The sequence below is a fragment of the Streptomyces swartbergensis genome (assembly GCF_002148965.1).
GTDB classification, from domain to species: domain Bacteria; phylum Actinomycetota; class Actinomycetes; order Streptomycetales; family Streptomycetaceae; genus Streptomyces; species Streptomyces swartbergensis.
Window position 1 is genome coordinate 16944 of the sequence record NZ_NGFN01000016.1, and the last position, 21811, is coordinate 38754.

At 72.0% G+C, this 21811-nt stretch carries 20 protein-coding genes and 1 pseudogene; 9 read left to right on the forward strand and 12 right to left on the reverse strand.

What is annotated here, in order from left to right:
* Positions 1 to 14: 14 nt before the first annotated feature.
* Positions 15 to 869 (forward strand): carbohydrate ABC transporter permease, encoded by an 855-nt coding sequence (locus CA983_RS04830; RefSeq protein ID WP_086599637.1) that lies wholly within the window; start codon positions 15 to 17, stop codon positions 867 to 869.
* The gene (locus tag CA983_RS04835; protein WP_086599638.1) at positions 866 to 2242 is read left to right on the forward strand and encodes a glycoside hydrolase family 32 protein; all 1377 of its coding nucleotides are present in this window, start codon (positions 866 to 868) and stop codon (positions 2240 to 2242) included. Before CA983_RS04830 ends, CA983_RS04835 begins: the two co-directional genes overlap by 4 nt.
* Here the strand turns inward: CA983_RS04835 and CA983_RS04840 are convergent.
* A complete protein-coding gene (locus tag CA983_RS04840; RefSeq protein ID WP_208636888.1) occupies positions 2205 to 3269 on the reverse strand; it encodes a LacI family DNA-binding transcriptional regulator in 1065 nt (354 codons plus the stop codon). The genes CA983_RS04835 and CA983_RS04840 overlap by 38 nt on opposite strands.
* 114 nt (positions 3270 to 3383) lie before the next feature.
* Here CA983_RS04840 and CA983_RS04845 point away from each other — a divergent pair, with 114 nt between their 5' ends.
* Both CA983_RS04845 and CA983_RS04850 read left to right on the forward strand, forming a co-directional pair.
* Complete coding sequence (locus CA983_RS04845; RefSeq protein ID WP_086599640.1) at positions 3384 to 4214, forward strand: aldo/keto reductase; 831 nt, start codon at positions 3384 to 3386, stop codon at positions 4212 to 4214.
* A 38-nt stretch (positions 4215 to 4252) separates the two neighbouring features.
* A complete protein-coding gene (locus tag CA983_RS04850) occupies positions 4253 to 4867 on the forward strand; it encodes a DNA polymerase ligase N-terminal domain-containing protein (RefSeq protein WP_086599641.1) in 615 nt (204 codons plus the stop codon).
* Positions 4868 to 5302: 435 nt separating this feature from the next.
* Here the strand turns inward: CA983_RS04850 and CA983_RS04855 are convergent, their stop codons facing one another.
* Positions 5303 to 6343, reverse strand: coding sequence for an NAD(P)-dependent alcohol dehydrogenase (locus CA983_RS04855; RefSeq protein WP_086599642.1), 1041 nt, complete (start codon positions 6341 to 6343; stop codon positions 5303 to 5305).
* 119 nt (positions 6344 to 6462) lie between these two features.
* Between CA983_RS04855 and CA983_RS04860 the strand changes: the two genes are divergently transcribed.
* Positions 6463 to 6816: an ArsR/SmtB family transcription factor gene (locus tag CA983_RS04860; protein ID WP_086599643.1), complete on the forward strand. Its 354-nt coding sequence runs from the start codon at positions 6463 to 6465 to the stop codon at positions 6814 to 6816.
* A 24-nt stretch (positions 6817 to 6840) separates the two neighbouring features.
* Here the strand turns inward: CA983_RS04860 and CA983_RS04865 are convergent, their stop codons facing one another.
* The 9 genes from CA983_RS04865 to CA983_RS04905 all read right to left on the reverse strand — a co-directional run bounded on the left by CA983_RS04865 (position 6841) and on the right by CA983_RS04905 (position 16852).
* Positions 6841 to 7530 carry a TetR/AcrR family transcriptional regulator gene (locus tag CA983_RS04865; protein ID WP_244206645.1) on the reverse strand — a complete coding sequence of 230 codons (690 nt, stop codon included), beginning with the start codon at positions 7528 to 7530 and terminating at the stop codon, positions 6841 to 6843.
* 182 nt (positions 7531 to 7712) lie between these two features.
* Positions 7713 to 8471 carry an SDR family oxidoreductase gene (locus tag CA983_RS04870; RefSeq protein WP_086599644.1) on the reverse strand — a complete coding sequence of 253 codons (759 nt, stop codon included), beginning with the start codon at positions 8469 to 8471 and terminating at the stop codon, positions 7713 to 7715.
* Positions 8468 to 9256 (reverse strand): enoyl-CoA hydratase/isomerase family protein, encoded by a 789-nt coding sequence (locus CA983_RS04875; RefSeq protein ID WP_086599645.1) that lies wholly within the window; start codon positions 9254 to 9256, stop codon positions 8468 to 8470. Before CA983_RS04875 ends, CA983_RS04870 begins: the two co-directional genes overlap by 4 nt.
* Entirely contained in the window at positions 9253 to 10896 is a 1644-nt protein-coding gene (locus CA983_RS04880) for an AMP-binding protein (protein ID WP_086599646.1), read from the reverse strand. The genes CA983_RS04875 and CA983_RS04880 overlap by 4 nt, the downstream gene beginning before the upstream one ends.
* Positions 10893 to 12641: a CocE/NonD family hydrolase gene (locus tag CA983_RS04885; RefSeq protein ID WP_208636887.1), complete on the reverse strand. Its 1749-nt coding sequence runs from the start codon at positions 12639 to 12641 to the stop codon at positions 10893 to 10895. The genes CA983_RS04880 and CA983_RS04885 overlap by 4 nt, the downstream gene beginning before the upstream one ends.
* Before the next feature lie 139 nt (positions 12642 to 12780).
* Positions 12781 to 15123, reverse strand: coding sequence for an ATP-binding SpoIIE family protein phosphatase (locus CA983_RS04890; RefSeq protein WP_086599647.1), 2343 nt, complete (start codon positions 15121 to 15123; stop codon positions 12781 to 12783).
* A 61-nt stretch (positions 15124 to 15184) separates the two neighbouring features.
* A complete protein-coding gene (locus CA983_RS04895) occupies positions 15185 to 15652 on the reverse strand; it encodes a peroxiredoxin (RefSeq protein WP_086599648.1) in 468 nt (155 codons plus the stop codon).
* Positions 15649 to 16029 (reverse strand): DoxX family protein, encoded by a 381-nt coding sequence (locus CA983_RS04900; protein WP_086599649.1) that lies wholly within the window; start codon positions 16027 to 16029, stop codon positions 15649 to 15651. The genes CA983_RS04895 and CA983_RS04900 overlap by 4 nt, the downstream gene beginning before the upstream one ends.
* Before the next feature lie 76 nt (positions 16030 to 16105).
* Positions 16106 to 16852, reverse strand: coding sequence for an AraC family transcriptional regulator (locus CA983_RS04905; protein WP_107500199.1), 747 nt, complete (start codon positions 16850 to 16852; stop codon positions 16106 to 16108).
* Between the two features lie 90 nt (positions 16853 to 16942).
* On the opposite strand from CA983_RS04905, the pseudogene CA983_RS04910 reads away from it, so the two are divergent.
* Positions 16943 to 18101 (forward strand): annotated as a pseudogene (locus CA983_RS04910) (MFS transporter).
* 49 nt (positions 18102 to 18150) lie between these two features.
* Here CA983_RS04910 and CA983_RS04915 read toward each other — a convergent pair.
* Positions 18151 to 18666: a MarR family winged helix-turn-helix transcriptional regulator gene (locus tag CA983_RS04915; RefSeq protein ID WP_086599651.1), complete on the reverse strand. Its 516-nt coding sequence runs from the start codon at positions 18664 to 18666 to the stop codon at positions 18151 to 18153.
* Positions 18667 to 18794: 128 nt separating this feature from the next.
* On the opposite strand from CA983_RS04915, the gene ligD reads away from it, so the two are divergent.
* From ligD to CA983_RS04930, 3 genes are all read left to right on the forward strand, one after another.
* Positions 18795 to 19775 carry a non-homologous end-joining DNA ligase gene (gene ligD / locus CA983_RS04920; RefSeq protein ID WP_086599665.1) on the forward strand — a complete coding sequence of 327 codons (981 nt, stop codon included), beginning with the start codon at positions 18795 to 18797 and terminating at the stop codon, positions 19773 to 19775.
* Between the two features lie 140 nt (positions 19776 to 19915).
* Complete coding sequence (locus CA983_RS04925; protein ID WP_086599652.1) at positions 19916 to 20689, forward strand: NPP1 family protein; 774 nt, start codon at positions 19916 to 19918, stop codon at positions 20687 to 20689.
* 99 nt (positions 20690 to 20788) lie between these two features.
* Complete coding sequence (locus CA983_RS04930; RefSeq protein ID WP_086599653.1) at positions 20789 to 21811, forward strand: questin oxidase family protein; 1023 nt, start codon at positions 20789 to 20791, stop codon at positions 21809 to 21811.

Sequence of the window (21811 nt, forward strand, 5' to 3'; positions counted from 1 at the left end):
GCCGGGTGAGTCCCTTGAGCCAAGCAACCCTGCCCTTCAGCCGTGCGCGCCACGGGCTGGCGCCGTGGGCGCGGATCGCCGGGCTGACCGTGTGCGCCCTGCTCACGCTCGGCCCGGTGGTGTGGACGGTGTCCACCTCGCTGCGCACACCCGCCGAGGCGTTCGACCTGCCGCCGCAGCTCATCCCGTCCGATCCGTCGACCGAGGCGTACCGGGGGGTGTTCGGCCAGATCGACGTGTGGCTGCTCGCCCTCAACTCCACGCTGGTCACGGGTCTGATCGCGGTCGGCCAGATGATCACGGCGGGGCTGGCGGGATACGCCTTCGCCCGCCTGGAGTTCCGTTTCAAGAAGCCGCTGTTCGCCCTGGTCCTGGCGACGATGATGGTGCCCTTGCAGGTCACGATCGTGCCGGTGTTCCTGGTCCTGAAGTCGATGAGCCTGACCGACACCCTGCTCGGGCTGATCATCCCGGCCTTCCCGACGGCGTTCGGCACGTTCCTGATGCGGCAGTACTTCCTGGGCATGCCGAAGGATCTGGGGGAGGCGGCGATGCTGGACGGTGCCGGGCCGTGGCGGACGTTCCGGTCGGTGTACGCCCCGCTGGCCGCGCCGGGCCTCGCGATCGTCGGCGTCCTGGCCTTCAACTACCACTGGAACGAGTTCTTCCGGCCGCTGATCCTCGAAACGTCCGGCCAGAACTACACGTTGCCGCTGGGTCTGGTCTCCCTGCAGGGCAACCTCGGCACCGGCTCCGTCTCCGTGGTGCTCGCCGGTGTCGTCCTCTCCATGATCCCCGCAGTCGCCGTGTTCGTCGTCGGCCAGCGCCCTCTGCGGGAGGGCATCACGTCCGCAGGAGTCAACCGTTGAACCTCGCCGCTCCCCCGCAGGATCCGCACGCCCCGCGCTTCCGGGTGCGCCCGCCCGCCAACTGGATGAACGACCCCAACGGCCCGTTCCGCTGGCGCGGCCGCTACCACCTCTTCTACCAGCACAACCCCGACGCCCCGGTGCACGCCAACGTCCACTGGGGCCACGCCTCCAGCCCCGACCTCGCCCACTGGGAGCACCACCCGATCGCCCTCACCCCGACCCCGGGCGGCCCGGACGAGGCGGGCTGCTGGTCCGGGTGCGTGGTCGACGACGGGGGCGTGCCGACGGCCGCCTACACCGGGGTCGACCGTGACCACAGCGGGCTCGGCACGATCTGTCTGGCCCGGGCGGCGGATCCGGACGACCCCGCGCTGACCGACTGGACTCCCCTGCCCACGCCGGTGGTGCCGGGCCCGCCCGAGGGTCTGGACGTGGTGATGTTCCGCGACCCGTTCGTTTTCCGGCACGACGGCCGGCGGTGGGCGCTGGTCGGCGCGGGGCACGCCGACGGTACGCCGTCGGTCCTGCTGTACGACTGCGACGACCTGACCGACTGGCGCTTCGCGGGTGTGCTCCTGGACGGCCGGGACCCGGCCGCCGCGGCGGCGTTCGGCGACCGGGCGACCGGCTGGGAGTGCCCGCAGCTGTACGCGACGCGGAGCGGCGAGTGGGTGCTGGTCGTGTCCCTGTGGGACGGCGACCCGTGGACCACCGGCTATCTGACGGGACGGCTGGACAGGGAGCTGCGCTTCTCGGCCCGGGCGGGCGGCCTGCTCGACCACGGCCGCGACTTCTACGCGCCCGCCGTGCTCCAGGAGCCGGACCGGGCCCTGATGTGGGGCTGGTCGTGGGAGGCCCGCGAGCAGGGCGAGGCCGACTGGGCCGGCGTCCTGACCGCTCCCCGGGTCGTCGACGTCCACCCGGACGGGGCGCTGCGGGTGGTCCCGGCCCCGGAGCTGCACCGCCTCCACGCCGCCGAACCGTTCGTCACCGCCCCGGGCCGGGCCGCGCTGCCGGCGGCCTACGACCTGACGGTCGGCGCCCGCGGTCGCACCACCGTGAGTCTTCTGCGGTCCTCCTCGGGCGCCGAGCTGACGGTCCGGCTGGACCCGGCGGAGGGCACCGTGACCCTGGATCGGGGCGACTGGCCCCGTGAAGAGGCCGGTGCGCCGATCGTCGTCCATGTGCCGCCTGACGAGGAGCTCACCGTACGCGCCCTCGTCGACGGCTCGCTGTACGAACTGTTCGTCGACGACCGCGCCTCGATCACCGAGCGCGTCTACCACCGGCCCGATGACGTACGGGAGTTGAGGGTGTCGTCCGGCGCGTCCGTCACCGGATGGGAGCTGGTCCCACCGACGCACGGCTGATCACCGGGCAGGCCAGGCGCCGCACGGTGGCGGGCGGGGTCCGGCCGGTGGCGATGGAGTCGAGGAGGAGCCGGGCGGCGGCCTCGCCCATCTCCCGGTGGGGCAGCGCGACGGTGGTGAGGGGCGGCGTGAGGTACGCGGCCATGTGCTCCTGGTCGTCGTAGCCCACCACCGACAGGTCGCCGGGTACGGCGATCCCAAGCCGGGTCGCGGCGTGCAGGACGCCCGCCGCGACCCGGTCGTTGTAGGCGAAGATCCCGGTGGGCCGGAGGTCGGCCGGGGTGCCGTCGAGGAGGCGGACGGCGCCCTGGTAGCCGCCGGAGATCTCGCCTCCGGTCCGTACGACCCGGTCCCTGGGCACGGTGATGCCCTCGGCGCGCAGTGCGTCGCGGAAGCCGCGCAGCCGCTCCGCCGAGGCGATGTCGTCCTGCCCGCCGACGAGCGCGACCCGCCGGTGCCCCTGCTCCAGCAGCAGCCGGGCCGCCGTACGGCCGCCGGCGCGCTCGGCGGGGATGACGGCGGGCAGCGAGTCGTCCTCGGGCAGGCAGTTGGCCAGCACGGAGTGGGTGCGGTGCAGTCCCTCGGGGATGCGGACGCGGCGCAGGGACATGGCCGCGTAGATGATGCCGTCGACGCGCCGGTCGAGGAGTTCGGCAACCGCCGCGTCCTCCTTGGCCGGGTCGCCGCCGGAGTCGACGGTGAGGACCAGGTGCTCGCCGGCCCAGGCGGTGTCCATGGCGCCGCGCAGCAGCCGCCCGGCGAACGGCGAGGAGGCGATCTCGTCGGTGACCAGGCCGATCACGGCCGTACGGCTGCGGCGCAGGCCGCGGGCGACGGGGTCGGGCCGGTAGCCGAGCTGGACCGCGGCCTGCCGGATGCGCTCCTGGGTGGCTGGCGAGAGGTTGCCCTCGGCGCGGCCGTTGAACACGAAGGACACCGCGGTGTGCGACACGCCGGCGAGCCGGGCGACGTCCCGCGAGGTGGGACGCCCCGATCCGGTGGCCCGCTTTCCCTCGGCGCTGCCCATGCCGTCCGCCGCCTTCATCCCCCACCCGTCCGTCCGGTTGATCATTGCTCACCCTATCCGTGACGCTGGAGGGACGACACAGACAGACGACACAGCCAACGGGAAGGTCCGACGGTGATCAGCATCCCGACGCACACGCTCAACGACGGTACGACGCTCCCCGCCCTGGGCCTGGGCACCTGGCCGCTCGGCGACGACGAGGCACAGCAGGCGGTGCTCTCGGCCCTGGAGGCGGGCTACCGCCTGATCGACACGGCGGTGAACTACCGCAACGAGACGGGGGTCGGCCGGGCCGTGGCCTCCGGCGTGGTGCCGCGCGAGGAGATCGTCGTGACGACGAAGCTCCCGGGTCGGCACCACGGCTACGAGGAGACCCTCGCCTCCTTCGAGGAGTCCCGGGCCCGTCTGGGCCTGGAGTACGTGGACCTGTACCTGATCCACTGGCCGCTGCCGCGGGTGGACCGGTACGTCGACTCGTGGAAGGCCATGATCAAGCTGTGCGAGGACGGGCTCGTCCGGTCGATCGGCGTCTCCAACTTCACGGCCGGGCACATCGAGCGGCTGGAGAAGGAGACCGGGGTGCTGCCCTCCGTCAACCAGATCGAGCTGCACCCCTTCCTGACCCAGGAGGACCTGCGCGCCTTCCACGCGGGCAAGGGCGTCCTGACCGAGAGCTGGAGCCCGCTGGGCCGGGGCACATCGCTGCTTCAGGACCCCGCCGTGGCGCGGATCGCCGAGGCGCACGGGGTGACGGCCGGGCAGGTCGTGCTGCGCTGGCACACGCAGCTCGGCGCGGTGCCCATCCCGAAGTCGGCGAATCCCGAGCGGCAGCGCGCGAACCTCGACGTCTTCGGCTTCGAGCTGAGCGAGGCCGAGATGACCGCCGTCGCGGACCGGACGCACCGGCGCGTCGGCGGGGACCCCGAGGTGCACGAGGAGTTCTGACGGGTACCCGGGGTCCGCGAGGCAGGAAGGAGCCGCAGGTGGCTGAGCGGGACCGGCTGCGGGACTACCGCGGCAAGCGCGACTTCGACCGAACCGGCGAGCCCCGGGGCAGCGGGGAGCCGGCCGGGGACCGGCCCCGGTTCGTGGTGCAGATCCATGACGCGAGCACCATGCACTTCGACTTCCGGTTGCAGGTGGACGACGTCCTGAAGTCCTGGTCGATCCCCAAGGGTCCTTCGGCCGACCCGAAGGACAAGCGGCTGGCCGTGCCCACGGAGGACCATCCGCTGGAGTACGAGGAGTTCGAGGGCGTGATCCCCCGCGGCGAGTACGGCGGCGGCACGGTGATCGTCTGGGACCACGGCACGTACGAGCCGCTGAGCCACGACCGCAAGGGACGGCCCGTCGACTTCGCGGAGTCACTGGAGCGCGGGCACGCCACGTTCCGGCTGAGCGGGGCGAAACTGCGCGGCGAGTACGCCCTGACCCGGTTCCGCAGCGGTCAGGACGGTGACGGCGAGGAGGCCTGGCTGCTGGTGAAGCGGGCCGGGGACCGGGCCCGGACGCACGGAGCTCCCGATCCGCGCCGGGCGCGCTCGGCCATGTCCGGCCGCACCCTCGCCCAGGTCGCCTCGGACGCGGCCGGGGAGTGAACCGCGATGGCCGGTCTCCCCGATGCGCTGCCCGACGGACAGCGGCGGCGACTGGGCCTGGCACGTCGGGGGCGGAACCGGCCGCGCGCCCGATGCGCGCCACGCTGAGCGACCGGCGGGACTCCTCGGACGCGGACGAGGAGCGGGTGTCCGGGCGGAAGTCATGGGCGGGGTTTGGGCTTGTCTGTTGTCCACGGCGGAAACGGGGTCGGGGCCCCTTCAACCAGGGGACCCCGACCCCGCTTGCGTCAGCTCCGGCGCAACCGCATCCCATCTGCCGGCCCTCGAACTCGCTCTCCGGCCGGCGCGGGGCGACGGAGGGGATCGCACCGTAGTCTCCGTCGGGCTCGGTGTCGATCGTTCAAGCGCGACCACCTGCGACAGTTGCGGGGGCCCGGCGGATCATCCGCCGGGCCCCCGCTCGTGCGACGGGTCTCAGATGGTCGCGTTGTCGATCACGAACCGGTACCGCACATCGCTCGCCAGCACCCGCTCGTACGCCTGGTTGATCTCGGAGGCGGCGATCCGCTCGATCTCCGCGCCGATCCCGTGCTCGGCGCAGAAGTCCAGCATCTCCTGGGTCTCGGGGATGCCGCCGATCATCGAACCGGCGAGGATCTTGTTGCCACCGATGAGGGAGAACGGGTGGAAGGCGATGGGCTCCTCCGGGACGCCCACGTTCACCAGGGCGCCGCCCGTCTTCAGCAGGCCGAGGTAGGCGCTGAGGTCCAGGGGCGCGGACACCGTGGAGACGATGAGGTCGAAGGAACCGGCGAGTTCCTCGAACGTCTTCGGGTCGCTGGTCGCGTAATAGTGGTCGGCGCCCAGCTTCAGGCCGTCGTCCTTCTTGCGCAGCGACTGGGAGAGGACCGTGACCTCCGCGCCCAGCGCGTGCGCGATCTTGACGCCCACGTGGCCGAGACCGCCCAGCCCGACCACGGCGACCTTCTTGCCGGGTCCCGCACCCCACTGCTTGAGCGGCGCGTACGTGGTGATGCCCGCGCACAGCAGCGGCGCGGCGACGTCCAGGGACAGCCCGTCGGGGATACGGACGACGAAGTTCTCGTCGACGACGACGTGCGTGGCGTAGCCGCCGTAGGTGATCTCGCCGTCACGGCCGATGGCGTTGTACGTCTGGACGGCCCCCCGTACACAGTGGTGTTCCTGGCCGGCCTTGCAGTTGTCGCACTCGCGGCAGGAGTCGACCAGGCAGCCGACGCCGACACGGTCGCCGACCTTGTACTTGGTGACGCCGGGGCCGACCTCGGAGACGACGCCCGCGATCTCGTGGCCCGGGACCATCGGGAAGATCGCCTCGCCCCAGCCCTCGCGGACCAGGTGGATGTCGGTGTGACAGATACCGGCGAACTTGATGTCGATCAGCACGTCGAACTCGCGCACCGCACGACGTTCGATGGTGGTGCGCTCCAGCGGAGCGTTGGCGGCGGGTGCGGCGTACGCAGCAACAGTGGTCATGCCGTGGTTCTCCTAGCGGGGGTTGCGCGCCCGGCTGCCTTCTTCCGGCCGAGCCCGTTCCTGCACTGTAGCCCATGTACGCGCCAACGCGAACATAAGCTTGGCGTTATCCTTCCCTCATGGCCAGCCGCACCGCGTCCCCGCTCATCCACCCCGACATGGATGACCTCGATCTCTTCAAGATCATGGGCGCGCTGACCGACGAGACGCGGCTCACCATCGTCGTCACTCTCGCCGCCTCTCCTGGTCTGGCGTGCAACGGCTTCACCAGGGACGTGACCCCGTCCGTACTCACCCGCCACTTCCGCGTCCTGCGCGAGGCCGGTGTCATCCGGCAGCACGACGAAGGCACACGCCGTATCAACACCCTGCGCAAGGAAGAACTGGACCAGCGGTTCCCCGGACTGCTCGACCTCGTCCTCAAAGAGAGCGTCGGCCGCGTAACGCCCTACACGAACGCCGACTGCGCCTGACGCCCCGGGGCGCCCCGCCGGGCTCTACCTGGGCGCCGAGACCTGATCCCCCGGCGAGCGGACAGCTGTGGAAGGAGGCTCGGATGCGCCCTGCCCCGAACTGAGCCCGTCCAGCAGGAGGTCCCCGAGCTCGGAGAAGGCGTCGCCGGCCGTCAGGCCGGTACTTTCCAGGAGGACCCCCGACTGGACCGCGTCGATGGTGACCGCCACGACCTGGGCCGCGAAATGCCCGTTGAGCGCGCGGAAAACGCCGGACCGCACGCCCTCCTCGATCAGTTCGTGGACCCGGCGCGCCGCGGCGGCGGAGTTCTGGCGGTAGATCTGTGCGGTCGGTTCGTAGCCCACCATGTCGTCGTAGAAGGCGTGGGAATGCCGGCGCATGGCCGTGCCGACGCCGGTGAGGTAGACCCGGATGCGCTGCCTGGGGTCGGGCTCGGCCTGGACTGCCTGCTCGATCTCGGCTGTCGCATCCCGGAAGAAGGCGCGGGTGACCGCCAGCACCAGCTGTTCCTTCGTGGAGGCGAGGCTGTACAGCGTCGCCTTGGAGCATCCCAATCGCTGGGCGAGCTCGTCCATGGTGACCGCGGTGAAGCCTTCGGCCAGGATGATCGCCTCGGCCTGGCGCAGCAGTTCGTCCCGCCGACGAGTGTCGACGACCCGCCTGCGCGCCGTTCGGCGCGGGCGTCGGTCACGCGAGTCGGTTTCGGCCGTCACCGCAGCACTCTCCCATGAGCTCCCCGCCGGAAGCGGCGGGTGGTCGTACGGGCCGGAAGACCGACCCTTGCACCTGGGTACGACCGTACCGCATAACGTACCCACGGGAGTCCTGTAAGGACGACGTGCTTGCACAGCTGCGAACCGGGTCGGCGGCACCTGCTCGCCCGCGGGGTTCGCGGTTACCGGATCGAGGATCCGATGGAGATGCCGCCGTCCACGTCGAGGACGATGCCGGTGATGTAGCCGGCGGCTTCGCCGGCGAGGAAGGCTGCGGCTTCGGCGATGTCCTCGGGCCTGCCGGTGTGGCGCATCGGGATCTTGTCGGTGAGCTTGTCGCGAGCGGGGCCGTTCATGGAGGCGAGCATGGGGGTGTCGATGAGGCCGGGGGCGATGGCGTTGGCGGTGATGCCGTGGCGGGCGCCTTCGAGTGCGAGGGTGCGGGTCATGCCGACGATGCCCGCCTTGGCGGCCACGTAGTTGGTCTGGCCGAAGTTCCCGCGCCATGACATGGAGGAGAAGCTGACGATGCGTCCGTAGCCCTGGCGTTTCATGGGGCCGAACGCGGCACGGGCGCAGTGGAAGCCGCCGGTGAGGCTGACGTCGACGACCGCGTGCCAGTCGTCGTCGGTGATGTCCTCGACGCGGTTGTCGCGGATGATGCCGGCGTTGTTGACCAGCACGTCGAGGCGGCCGAGATCGGCGGTGACGCCGGTGATCCAGTCATTGACCCGGGCGGAGTCGGTCACGTCCACCACGTCGGTGCGGAGTGTCGCGTCGTGGGCGGTGGCGATCGTTCCGGCGGCGTCGGTGAGGGCCTGTTCGTTGACGTCGGCCAGCGCGACGGCGGCGCCCTCCGCGGCGAACCGGGTCGCCATGGCGAGGCCGAGACCTTGTGCGGCGCCGGTGATGGCGACGACGCGTCCGTGGTAGCGGTTCACTTGGTGTCTGCTTTCGTGGTCCGGGGAGCGAGGAAGGCCCGCAGGGCGTCGGGCACCGAGCTCGCCGACCAGTTGTCGGCGAAGGTGGCCAGTTCCTCGCGCAGGGCCTGCTCGGGGGCGACGCCGTCGATGCGGTGCAGGAGCGTCTTGAGCCGTTGCTGGGCGGGGCTGCCGCGGTCGGCCAGTTGCCGGCAGATGCGGGTGGCGGCGGCGTCGAGGTCGGCCTCGGGCACGATCGCCCGGATCCAGCCGGTGTCCGCGAAAGCGGTCGCGGGCAGCAGTTCGCCGGTGAGCAGGAGCCAGCGCGACAGTCCGCGGCCGACCGCACCGGGAAGCCGCACGCTCGACCCGGCGGCCGGTACCAGCCGCCGGTTGAGGTGGCCGTCGCCGATGAGCGTGGTCTCGGCGGCGACGACGACATCGCAGGCCAGGGCGAGTTCGAGGCCCCCGGCGACGGCGTGACCGTGCAGGACGGCGACCCAGGGTTTCGGGCTGGCCGCAATGCGGCTGAAGCAGGCCGATACGTCGGTCAGGAAGTCGACCGGGTTGTCGCCCCGCTCGTGCAGTTCGAGGAACTGGTGGAAGTCACCCCCTGCGCAGAAGCTCGGTCCCCTGCCTGCCACGGCGATGACCGCTGTGCCGGGGTCGGCCTCGGCGCTGGTGATCTGCTTGTCCAGGGCCTCTATCAGGGTGACGTCCAGGGCGTTGCGCCTCTCCGGGCGGTTGAGCAGCAACCACCGGACGGTGCCGCGTTGCTCGACGAGCAGAGGTTCGGTGTCGGTCAACGTGGCTCCGGAGTTCCGAGTTCGGCGCGTCGGCGGCTGCGCAGCAGGTAGCGCTGGGTCTTGCCGCTGGGTGTCTTGGGCAGGGCGTCGATGAAGTGGATCGTGCGCGGGTAGGCGTGGGCGGCGTAGCGGGTCTTGACCAACTGCTGGAGTTCGGTGGCCAGTTCCGGCGAGCCCTCGCCTCCGTCGCGGAGGACGACGTACGCCTCGATGACCTCGCCGCGGACGTCGTCGGGTGCGCCGATGACGCTGCACTCGGCGACAGCGGGGTGCTGGACGAGGACGCTCTCGATCTCGAACGGCCCGATCCGGTAGCCGGCCATGATGATGACGTCGTCGTCACGGGAGGAGAAGAAGAAGTCCCCGTCGGCGTCGACCCGCCCGGCGTCGCCCGTGAGGTAAAAGCGGCCGTCGGCGGTGAATTTGGCATCGCTGTGCCCTGGTATCTGGTAGCCGCGGAACGTCATCAGCGGGCTCGCCGCGACATCGATCGCGACCCGGCCGAGCACGCCTGGTCCGGCGGGCTCGTCCTTGTCGTCTGCCAGGACGGTGAGGCTCCAGCCGGGCAGCGGCCGGCCCATCGATCCGGCTTTGAGGGGACGTGCGAGGTCGGGATGGTGGTGGTTGGCCAAGGGCATGCCGACCTCGGTCTGGCCGAAGTGATCGTGCACGGCCAGGCCGAGTGCGGAGCCGGTCCACTCGTTGACCTCGGGGGTCAGTGGTTCGCCCGCGCTGGACGCCCGTTGCAGGCGCAGCCCCTGCGGCACCGGCACCGACGAGGAGCGCAGTCCCCGGTACACCGTCGGGGCGGCAGTGAAGTCGGTGACCTGGTGGTCGACGAGGGTGCGCCAGGTCGTCTCGGCGGAGAACCCGCCGGACAGCAGCAGGCTGGGGATGCCGGCGGCCATCGGAGCGACGATGGCCGCGTACAGACCGTAGGCCCAGCCGGGGTCGGCGGCGCACCAGTAACTGCTGTCCCGAGTGACTCCCAGGCCGTACTCCAGGTAGACCTGCCATCCGACGATGTAGGAGACGGGGTGGATGACTCCCTTGGGCTTGCCGGTGGTGCCGGAGGTGAACATGTGCACCAGGGGGCCGTCCCCGCTCGTGGTGACGGCCGGCACCGGCTCCGGCGACGCGGCCGCGACGAGGTCGGCGAGCGACACGTCACCTTGCTGTGCGCGGGTTCCGGTGACGACGACGCGGCGTTGAGGGTCGTCCGGCAAGTCGGGGCCCGGGGCGAGTTTGTGGCGCTGGTCCGGGTCGACGACCACGACGTGCGCACCTGCGCCTTCCAGGCGCAGGGCGATGGCCTGGGGCGCGAACGCGGTGAACAGCGGGACGTAGACCGCACCGAGCCGCCAGATCGCCAGGATGACGGTGACCAGATCGGTGCTCTTGCCCATCAGGGTCGCCACCCTGTCCCCCGGACCGACGCCCAGCCCCTGCAGCGCCCGCGCACAGCGGTGGGAGCGCGCGGCGAGCTCTCCGTAGGACAGCGTGGAAGGCTCACCGGTGCCGTCGACGACAGTGAACGCGAGGCTGTCGGAGGGGTGTTGGTCGCACAGCAGCCAGGCCGCGTTGAGGGAGGGAGCCGTGAATGTCGCGGTCAGTTCGGTGACCCGGTCGGCGGCGCTCATCGCTGGTCCTTGCGGTCGATGACCGGCAGGATCAGACGGCTGGGGTGGTTCGGGCCGTGGTGGATGTGGTTGACCGCGGGGATCATCTGCTCCTCGCTCTCGCGGGCGATGACGCCGCCGGTGTTGGTGTTGCGGTCGTAGCGGGGGAAGTTGCTGCTGGAGACGTCCACGCGAATGCGGTGGCCGGGAAGGAACACGTTGGAGGTGGCGGTCATGTCGACGGTGATCTCATAGATCGTGCCGGGCTCCATCAGTTCTTCCGTGGCGAGGCCGCCCCGGTAGCGGGTGCGCAGGATCCCGTCGCACAGGTTGATGGCTTTGCCGTCGGGGAAGACGTCGACGAGCTTGGCGGTGAAGTCGGTGTCCACCGCTGACGAGGAGACGAACAGGGTGAGGCTGACCGGACCGGTGACCTCGACAGGCTCCTCCAGCACGGGGCCGGTGAAGCACAGGACGTCCTCGCGGCCGGCGACGGTCCGCTGGTCGACCGGGCCGCCGAACCCGAATGTCACCGGCATGGACGCCCCGCCGGCCGAGGGAACCGGGCGGCGCGGGTCGTAGAGGTAGGTGTCGCGCTCCGCGCTGGTCGGCGGCTCGGTCGTCAGCACGCCGTCGCCGTCCGCTGTGTTGGCGTGGCCGGCGCTGGTGAGGTGGAAGTCGGTCCACCTGGTGTCGGGCAGCGGCCATTCCTGCTCGTCGCGCCACTGGTCGATGCCCATGACGAAGATTTTCACGGGCGCCACGTCGTCCAGAGCACGGGTGTCGCCCCGGAGCCAGCGGTCGAAGAACTTCACATGCAGGCCGGTCAGGCCCAGCATCTGCGCACTGGCCAACGGACCGAAGGAGCGGTCGGGATAGACGCCGGTCGATGACATGTGATCCCACGGACCGATGATCAGCCGCTGCCCCTCACGCGCCTGCGCACCGCCTGCCTCCCGGCGGGCAGTGGTGTAGGCGCGCACGGTCTGCCCGATGTAGAGGTCGTACCAGCCGCCGATGTTGAGCGCCGGAACGGTGACGTTCTTGAGCTCGGGCGTGAGCTCCATGGCGTCCCAGTACCCGTCGTGGGAGGGGTGGGCCATCCAGTCGTCCCACCACTTCCCGTACGCCGCCAGGACCGGAACCTCCGCCGTCGGCAGCACATCATTGAGAGACTCGGGAAACAGGAACGCCTGACCGAGCTGCTGCACCTGGGACACGGTGCCCTCGCCGGCCGCCAGGGACCGCTGCGCGTCCGCCGTGTACATCATGGCGTTCCACCACGTGACCAGGCTCAGTGACAGCGCACCGCCCGCGCCGTACCAAGGCGCCTCGTAGTTGTCGATCGACGTGAAGGCCGGCGCGATCGCCTTGAGGGCAGGGGCACCGCTCACGGCGGACTCCCACTGGACCATCCCCAGGTACGACGGCCCGTACATGCCCACCGTGCCGTCCGACCACGGCTGTTCGGCGATCCAGGCGACGGTGTCCTCGCCGTCGGCCCGGTCGGCCATGTGCGGAACGAACTCGCCTTCCGAGCGGTGGGTGCCCCGGCAGTCCTCCACCACCACCGCGTAGCCCGCCTCCAGCAAGGCAGGGAGGTCGGGTATGACCCCACCCGAGGTGATGACCATCGCGTCCTTGCCGTACGGCAGGCGCACGAGCAGCGTCGGAGCGGACCCTTCGGCCGGATGCCACACGTTGGCGGCCAGGGCCACGCCGTCACGCATCGGAACCCGGACATCTATGTCGTATACGTGCTGCATCGGCGCTCCTCATTGAGCTGACGGCGTTGCCGCGGATGATGCGGGTACGTTAGGAGGTACGCGGGTACCCTGTCAATTACCATGAGGAGGCTGACCTGACCGACGGCGACGGATAAAAGGCCAGGTATGAGCGGTGCGGTCAGAACAGCGGCGTGAGCGGCTGTTCGCACCAGATGGTCTTGCCCCGGGTGGTCTGCCGGCTGCCCCAGCGCTGCGTGAGCTGGGCGACCAGCAGCAGTCCGCGGCCACCCTCGTCGTCCTGGTGGGCCCGCCGCAGGTGCGGGGAGGTCGAACTGCCGTCGGACACCTCGCAGATGAGGGTCTGGTCGCGGATCAGCCGGAGCTGGATGGGCGCGGCACCGTACCGGATGGCGTTGGTGACCAGTTCGCTGACGACGAGTTCGGTGACGAAGGCCGTCTCGTCCAGCCCCCACGCGGTGAGCTGTTCGGTCGCGGCCTGGCGGGTGGCGGCCACCTGCGCGGGGTCAGGGGTGACGTCCCAGGTGGCGACCTGGTCCGCGCCCAGCGCCCGGGTCCGGGCCAGCAGCAGGGCCACGTCGTCGCTCGGTTCCTCCGGCAGTACGGCCTTCAGCACGATGTCGCACTGGGCGTCGAGCGATTCGGCGGGCACGGTCAGCGCGCGGCACAGCTCGTCGGTGGCGTGGTCGACGTCGCGGTCGCGGTCCTCGACGAGTCCGTCGGTGTAGAGGGCGACGACGGAGCCCTCGGGCAGCTGGAGCTCCGTCGCCTCGAACGGCAGTCCCCCGACGCCCAGCGGGGGCCCCGCGCTCATGGGGATCAGCCGCGCGGACCCGTCGGGCAGCACCAGGGCGGGGGCGGGGTGCCCGGCGGCGGCCAGGTTCAGCCGGCGCGTGACGGGGTCGTAGACGGCGTACAGACAGGTCGCGCCGAGTTCGGCGACCTCGTCACCGTCGTCGTCCGACGCGAGATGGGTGACCAGGTCGTCGAGGTGGGTGAGGAGTTCATCCGGTGGCAGGTCCACGTCGGCGAGGGTGCGTACGGCCGTGACCAGCCGGCCCATGGTCGCCGTGGAGGGGATGCCGTGGCCCACGACGTCACCGACGACGAGCGCGACCCGGCTGCCGGACAGCGGGATCACGTCGAACCAGTCGCCGCCGATGCCGGCCGCCGAGCCGGAGGGCAGATAGCGGTGGGCGACCTGGACGGCGGCCTGGCCGGGCAGTCCTCTCGGCAGCAGGCTGTGCTGGAGGGCCAGTGCGGTGGTGCGTTCGCGGGCGAAGCGGCGGGCGTTGTCGACGCAGACCGCGGCGCGGCTGGCGAGTTCCTCGGCGAACACGGCGTCGTCGGCGGCGTAGTCGTCCACCTGCCGGATGCGCACGGCCACGGCGACGCCGAGGGTGGTGCCGCGGGCCCGCAGCGGCACCGCCATCATCGAGTGCACGCCCTGGCGGTAGGGGCGGCCCTGTGGGGCGCGCGTGTTGCGCTCCGCGACCCAGCGCATGAAGGACGGCTCCCCCGCCTGGCTGATGATCGCCCGGCCCTCCCGCATCGCCCGCGCGATGGGGGAGAACGCGGGGTAGACGTCCACGTCTCCGAGGTGGACGGCCGCTTCGGGGGTGCCCTCGGTGATGGAGCCGTGGGCGACGCGGCGCAACACGATCTCCTCGGTGGGCACGGTCGGCGACTCCTCCGCGCCGAGGACCCAGTCGAACAGGTCCACGCTCGCGAAGTCGGCGAACCGGGGTACCACGACCTCCATCAGCTCCTCGGCCGTGCGCACCACGTCCAGGGTGGTGCCGATGGCCGCCGCGGCCTCGTTGAGCAGGGCCAGCCGCTGCCGGGCCCAGTACTGCTCGGTGCTGTCGAACGCGGCTAGGGCGGTGCCCAGGAGCTCGCCGGAGGGGTCGCGGACCGGCCACATCTCGGTGACCCAGGCGTGCTCCCGGTTCAGGGCCGGGGCGCCCGTGTAGCTCTCGTAGCGGAGCGGGCGGCCGGTCTCGACGACGTGACGCAGGTGCCAGTTGAAGCCGCGGCTGTGTTCGGCCTCCTCGACGGTCTCCGGGAAGTGCCGCCCCAGCAGAGTCGCCTCGGGCACGCCCATCACATGGCAGGCGGCGTCGTTGAGCCGCAGGTAGCGCTGGCCGGTGTCGAACACGGACATCGACATGGACGCCTGCTGGAAGGCCTGTCCGGCGAGGGAGGTCTCGGCACTGCCGGGCGACTCGGCGGTGATCACGTAGCCGTCGGGTTCCCCGTCCCGGCCGGTCACGACGCAGGCTCTGACGCGGAGCCCGACCAGATAGCCCTCGTGGTGCCGCACCATGACGGTGCCCGACCGGGCGGACACCGCCTCGGGCGGCACGTCCTCGGCCAGCAGCTCCCGTACGGACCGGCCCACGGCCTCCTCGGCCGGGTAGCCGGTCAGTCGCCGGGCACCCTCGCTCCACCCCGTCACGGTGCCGCGGGCGTCGATGATCGCAGCAGCGGAGGCGTCCTCCATATCGTCCAGGATTATCCCTTTGCCGCCCTGTATCAACCGCGACGGAGCATTCGTGACGGTGTCAGGCCCGGTGAGCGCGCAGGGCGGCGAGCGCCCGGTCGGCGTGTGCGTTCATGCGCAGTTCGCTGCGGACGACGTCGAGGACGGTGTGGTCCTGCGCTATGACGAACGTGGTGCGCTTGGTCGGTGCCAGGGAGAAGCCGCGCTTCACGCCGAACCGCTCGCGGACCGTGCCGTCGGCGTCGGACAGCAGGGGCATGCCGAGGGAGTGCTGTCCGGCGAACTCCTGCTGCCGCTCGACGGTGTCCCCGCTGATGCCGACGGGATGTACGCCGACGGCGGCGAACTCGGCGGCGAGATCGCGGAAGTGGCAGGCCTGTGCGGTGCAGCCGGGGGTCAGGGCGGCCGGGTAGAAGAAGAGCACGACCGGTCCCTCGGCGAGCAGTCCGGACAGGCTGCGGACGGTGCCGGTCTCGTCGGGCAGGGCGAAGTCCTCGACCTTGTCCCCGGCCTCCACGCGCGCGGTCACGACCGGCCCTCGGCGTTCCGTGCGACGCCGCGGGCCCAGAGCACGAGGGGCAGCTGGAGCGGCAGGCGCCCGAAGGCCGCCGCCTTCTGCGGCGCGGGGCGATGGCGCCAGTCGGCCGCCATCTTGACGTTGGCCGGGAACACCCCGACGAAGAAGGCCGCCGTGGCCAGCGCGGCCGCCTTGCGGGTACGCGGCAGCGCCAGGCCCGCGGCCAGCGCGAGCTCGGCGGCGCCGCTGGCGTAGGTCCAGGTCCTGGGCGTGCCCGGCAGGCCGCGCGGGATGGTCGCTTCGAACGGGCGTGGGGCGGCGAAGTGGGCGACCCCCGCGGCGGCCAGCAGGCCGGCGAGCAGCAGGGGCGAGCGTTCGGACCGGGACACGGTTTTCTCCTCTGATGGCCTGCCGCGCGATATTACTGGACGGTAAAGGGGTGGGTGCGGCGGGGGTTTCGACGGGTCAGGCGCGGCGGTTGTGCGTGCCCGGGGTGTAGCCGAACGAGCGGCGRAAGACGTCGATGAAGGCGCTGGCGGAGGACCAGCCGCAGCGGTGGGCGACGGTCGTGACGGGCAGGCCGTCGGCCAACATCCGCAGGGCGTGGTAGAGCCGCGACTGGGTGCGCCACTGCGGGAACGTCATGCCGAACTCGCTACGGAAGAGCCGGCTGAGGGTGCGCTCCCCCACCCCGGTCGCGGCACCGAGGGCGGCGAGGGTGCGCGCGTCGGCGGGGTCGGCGTGCACGAGCGCGCAGACGGCGGCCAGGCGCGGGTCGGCGGGCGTGGGCAGGCGCAGCGGCTGCTGCGGCGAGAGGCGCAGCTGGTCGCACAGGACGGCGCGCAGCCGGCGGCGCTCATGGCTGTCGTCGCCGGGATCGCGGGTGTAGGCGAGGATCAGCTCGCGCAGCAGCGGGCTGACGGCGAGGACGGCCGGGTGGTCCAGGCCCAGCGGGTTGTCGCCCTTGGGCAGACCGACCAGGTGCAGGTCGAGCCGGCCGTGGGCGCGGTGGGCGTGCACGGTGCCGGCGGGGACCCAGATGGCGCGGGTGCCGGGCGCGAACCAGGTGCCGGCGTCGGTGGTGACGGCGACGACGCCGGAGCCGGCGTAGACGATCTGGTGGTCGTCGTGCCGGTGCGCGTCGATGCGGTCGCCGGCGGTCAGCCGCTGGGCGCGGGTCGGGGCTGTCGGGGTGTGGCGGATGTTCGGCACAGCGCGGCAGATTATCGGAAGCGGGCCAGGCATCCCGGCGGCGACGATCGCCGGGTGACCGCTTCCCGCCGCAACCGGCCCGTCGCTCTGATGTCCCTGGGACACGCCTGCGTGGACGTGTATCAGGGTGCCGTGGCCGCTCTGGTGCCGTACTTCGTCGCCGAGCGCGCCTACTCCTACGCCGCCGCCTCCGGTGTCGTGCTGGCCGCCTCCCTGCTGTCGTCGCTAGGTGCAGCCGCTGTTCGGGGTGCTCACCGACCGGTGGGGGATGCCGTGGCTGCTGCCGCTCAGCGCGCTGACGGCCGGGGCGGGCGTCGCCCTGAGCGGGGTGACCGGCTCCTACGCGTCGACACTGGCGGTGGTCGCCGTGTCGGGGGTCGGGGTGGCCGCCTACCATCCGGAGGCCGCCCGGGTGGCGCGGGCCGTCGCGCACGGCCGGCACGCGGCGATGGGCTGGTTCTCCTTCGGCGGCAACGCCGGTTTCGCCCTGGCACCGCTGCTGGTCTTCGCCGTGGTGGCGACGGGCGGGCTGCGCGCCTCTCCCCTGCTGGCCGTCCCGGCGGTCGCGGGAGCGGCGCTGTGTGCGGCGGCGGTACGCGCGGCCGCGTCCGGCGCGGCGGGGGCCGGTGCGCCCGTCACCGCGGGCCGGGACGACTGGGCGTCCTTTCTGCGGCTGTCCGGGGCCGTGGTCTGCCGCTCGGTCGTGTTCGTCGGCCTGAGCGTGTTCGTCTCGCTGTACGTGCGGGAGCGGACCGGCGGCGGCGAGGTGGCCGGTACGGCGGCGCTGTTCGTGCTCTACGCCGGTGGTGCGGTGGGCACGCTGGCCGGGGGGCGGCTGGCCGAGCGGTACGGGCGGCTGGCGGTGGTGCGCCGGTCGTACGCCCTGACGGTGCTCGCGGTGGCCGGTCTGGTCCTGGTGCCCGGGCCGCCGGTGTACGTGTTCGTCGCGTTGACGTCGGCGGGCCTGTATGTGCCGTTCTCGCTGCACATCACGCTGGGCCAGGACTGTCTGCCCCGGCGGGTGGGCACCGCGAGCGGGGTCACGCTGGGGCTGGCGGTGAGCGTCGGCGGCCTCGCCGCTCCCCTGCTCGGGGCGCTGGCCGACGCCACGTCCCTGCGGACGGCCCTGCTGCCGCTCGTCGCCCTGCCCGCGATGGGCCGGCTGCTGCTGTGCGGGCTGCGCGAGCCCGCACCGCCGGGAGCGGCGGTCGCCGGGCGGGCGGGGCCGCGTGACCCGGCCGCACGGTGAGGGATCCGGCCCGTGGGACCGCCCCCGSCGGCCGGCCCGGGCCCGGGGATCAGGCGCTGCCGGCCGGCGCGGACTGGGGCTCGGGCACCTCGTCGACGGAGTGGGCGAGGAAGTCGTCGACCATGCGGTGGAAGAGCGTGGCGAGCTGCCGCAGCTCCTCGGGGGACCAGTCGGACAGAGCCACCTGCATGCCGCGGACTCCGGCCTCGCGGATCTTGGTGGTGGCCTGCCGGCCGGCGTCGGTGAGCTCGATGCGCTGGGCGCGCCGGTCGTCGGGGTCGGGGACGCGGGTGACGTAACCGGCCTTCTGCAACTGCTGCACCGTGCGCGTGACGTGCGAGGCCTCCACTCCCAGCCGGGCGGCGAGCTCCCCCGGCCGCAACGGCTCGGAGTCGGCGATCTGCCGCAGCAGCGCGACGGCGGCACGGTCGAGCGGCACGCCCGCCAGGGCCATCAGCCGTTCGTGCCGGCGGGCGCGTGTGCTCAGGTAGGTGATGCGGGTGAGCGCACGCTCGATCTCGATGACTTCCGGGGAGGGGACGCCGGGGAGCGGCGGTGTGGACATACGAGCCACTTTACCATCTCGTTGCCTAACTCAAGTAATAAAGCGCCGACGCCGTTCAGCCGACGCCGTTCAGGGGAAAGACCCGGAAAACGCGCGTGGCCGGGCACGGGGACGTCCACAACTCACCCGTGGACCTGCCCCTGATCCCGCCCATGCTCGCCACCCCCGGCACGCTGCCGCCTGCCGCGCAGGACGCGCGCTGGGCCTACGAGACCAAGCAGGACGGCCAGCGCGTGGTGGTCTACCTCCCCGGGGACGGCAGCGTGCTGCTGCGCGCCCGGTCCGGGGAGGACATCACGGCCGCGTACCCCGAACTGCGGCCGCTGGGCGCCGCACTCGGCCCCACGCCCGCGGTGCTGGACGGGGAGATCCTGGCCCTGGACGAACAGGGCCGGGCGAGCTTCCAGTTGCTCCAGTCCCGCATGGGTCTGGCACACGCGCCCGCGAGGGCGGCGCGGCGGGCGGCGGAGGTACCGGTCCACCTCGTGCTGTTCGACCTGATGCATCTGGAGGGTCGGTCGCTGATCCGGCTCTCCTACGCACGACGTCGCGCGACACTGGAGGACCTCGGCCCCGCCGGGCCCTCCTGGTCGACACCGGCCGCGATCGTCGGCCACGGCGCCGAGGCCCTGGCCGCCACGCGCGAGCACGGACTGGAGGGCCTGGTCTGCAAACGGCTGGACTCGGTGTACGAACCGGGGGTGCGCTCCCGGGCCTGGATCAAGATCCGCAACATGCGCACCGAGGACGTCCTGGTCGGCGGCTGGCAGCCCGGCAAGGGACGGCTCACCGGCCTGCCCGGCGCGGTGCTGGTCGGGCAGCGCGCCGCGGGACGGCTGCGCTACGTCGGAAGTGTGGGCACCGGCTGGAGCGAGGCCGAACGGACGGAACTCGCCGGGCTGCTGCGCGCCGCCGCGACCGACGTCTGCCCCTTCGACCCCGCCCCGCGCGCGCCGGGCGCACACTGGGTCGTCCCCCGGCTGGTCGGCGAGGTCCGCTACAGCACCCGCACCCGGGAGGGCCTGCTGCGGCAGCCGTCGTGGCTGCGGCTCCGGCCGGATCTCGCGCCCGAGGAGGCGGCGGCCGACATCCCGGACGACATGGTCTGAAACGGCGCCCGGACTCCGGTTGTTGGGGTGCGATTCACCTCTGAGATCACACCTTCCTCTTGGCATGGACGCGTTCAGCCTGGAAGCTGAACCTCCCTTTCCCCCCACAGCCGTTGGGCTGCGCCCAAGAGGAGGACGCAGTGTCGTCACGCACGTTCGCACCCCGCAGAAGATGGCTCACCGGACTGGCCGGTGCCGCCGCCCTCGTCCTCGCCTTCCCCGCCACGGCCTTCGCCGCCCCGCCGCGGGCACTGCCCGCCAACGCGGAGTCGCTGGAGAAGACCTTCCAGCCCGCCTACGACTACGACACCGACGGCTGTTACTCCACGCCCGCCATCGGCGCGGACGGCACCGTCAACGGCGGGCTCAACCCGACCGGCGCGCTCAACGGCGACTGCCGCGACGCCTCGGACCTGGACAACACCAACGGCTACGCGCGCTACAAGTGCAACAACGGCTGGTGCGCCATCCTGTACGCCCTCTACTTCGAGAAGGACCAGGCGGTGGCCGGCAGCGGCATCGGCGGCCACCGGCACGACTTCGAGCACGTCGCGGTGTTCGTACAGGACAACCAGGTCAAGTACGTGTCGACGTCCGCCCACGGCTCGTTCAGCGTCCATGCGGCGTCGCAGGTCCGCTTCGACGGCACGCATCCGAAGATCGTCTACCACAAGGACGGTGCCAGCACCCACTGCTTCCGTCTCGCGAACTCGAACGACGAGCCGCCGGAGAACCACGAGCGCACCTGGCAGTACCCGCCGCTGGTCGGCTGGAACGGCTACCCCGCCGGGGTGCGCGACAAGCTCACGTCCTACAACTTCGGCAGCGCCAACTTCGGCCTGAAGGACGGCAATTTCGCCAACCACCTCGCGTCGGCCAAGCCTTCCGGCATCGCGTTCGATCCCTATGCCTGATCCTGGCTCACTCCTGCCGGGGGCTTAGGTCCCCGGCCGGGTCCGGTTTCCGCCCCACGTCCGATCCGTCGGCGCGGGGCGGCCGCATAGCGTCCCCTCATGGACGCGCACGACACGACAGGGACACTCGAAGAAGCCCTCGAACGGCTCCACGCCTCGGGGCCGGAGCGGCTCGGCCGGCTCACCAACCACGCCCCCATGGTCGTGGAGGCGCTCGCGGCGCACGGGCAGGCGGGCGCCGTGCACCGCTGGCTCGATCTGTACCGGCCCAAGCTGGAGGACTTCCCCACGCCCGTGGCACCCGTGACCGACGCCAACTGGCGTGAGGCGCTGGGAGATCCGCGCCGGGCCGCCGACTGGATCGGGTACTTCGGCCGGGAACTCGCCGGACAACCGTGGCGCGACGTCCTCGCGGCCTGGTGGCCCCGGCTGCTGCCCGGGATGTACGGCGGCTCCACTCACCCCGTCATCCGCGTCGGCCACGCCGTACGGGCTCTGGAAGCCGGCGAGAGCGCGCCGCGGCTCGCCGAACTCGCGCACGGGCTGGGCTACTGGGCCGCCCGGCACCGCCCCGTGTCCGGCATCGCCGTACTGCCCGCCGCGCCGAGCGCGGCGCGCTCCCTGGACGCCGTGCCGCCGATCACCGAGCCCCGAGGGGGTTTTCCCGACCGGCTGGCGGCCGTACGGCGGTTGCCGCTGTGGCCGGGCGACGTTACCGACCCGGACACGGCACGGGCACGCCTGACCGAGCTGGTCCGGGCCGCGACCCACCGGTACGCCACCCACGGTCACGGGGAGGCGACCATGCTGGTGCACGCGGCGACGGCCCCCAACGCCGTGCTGCGCACCCTCGGTTGTCTGCCGCGCGAGTTGTGGGTGCCGAGCCTGCGCGCGGCGTGGACCGCGTCCGCGGCGGTCACCGCCATGTACGCCCCCGCCGAGCCCGTCGCCCACGTCCCCGCGCCCGGCCGCACGGCGCAGGAAGTGCTGGAACGAGCCCTCGCCCACGGCGACGAACACGTCATCAAGCTCACCGACACCGCCCTCGACGTCAGCGACGAGCGGGCCCTGGCCGCGGCCCTGCGCGCGGTCGAACTCAGCGAGCCTCTCGTCCCGAACTGA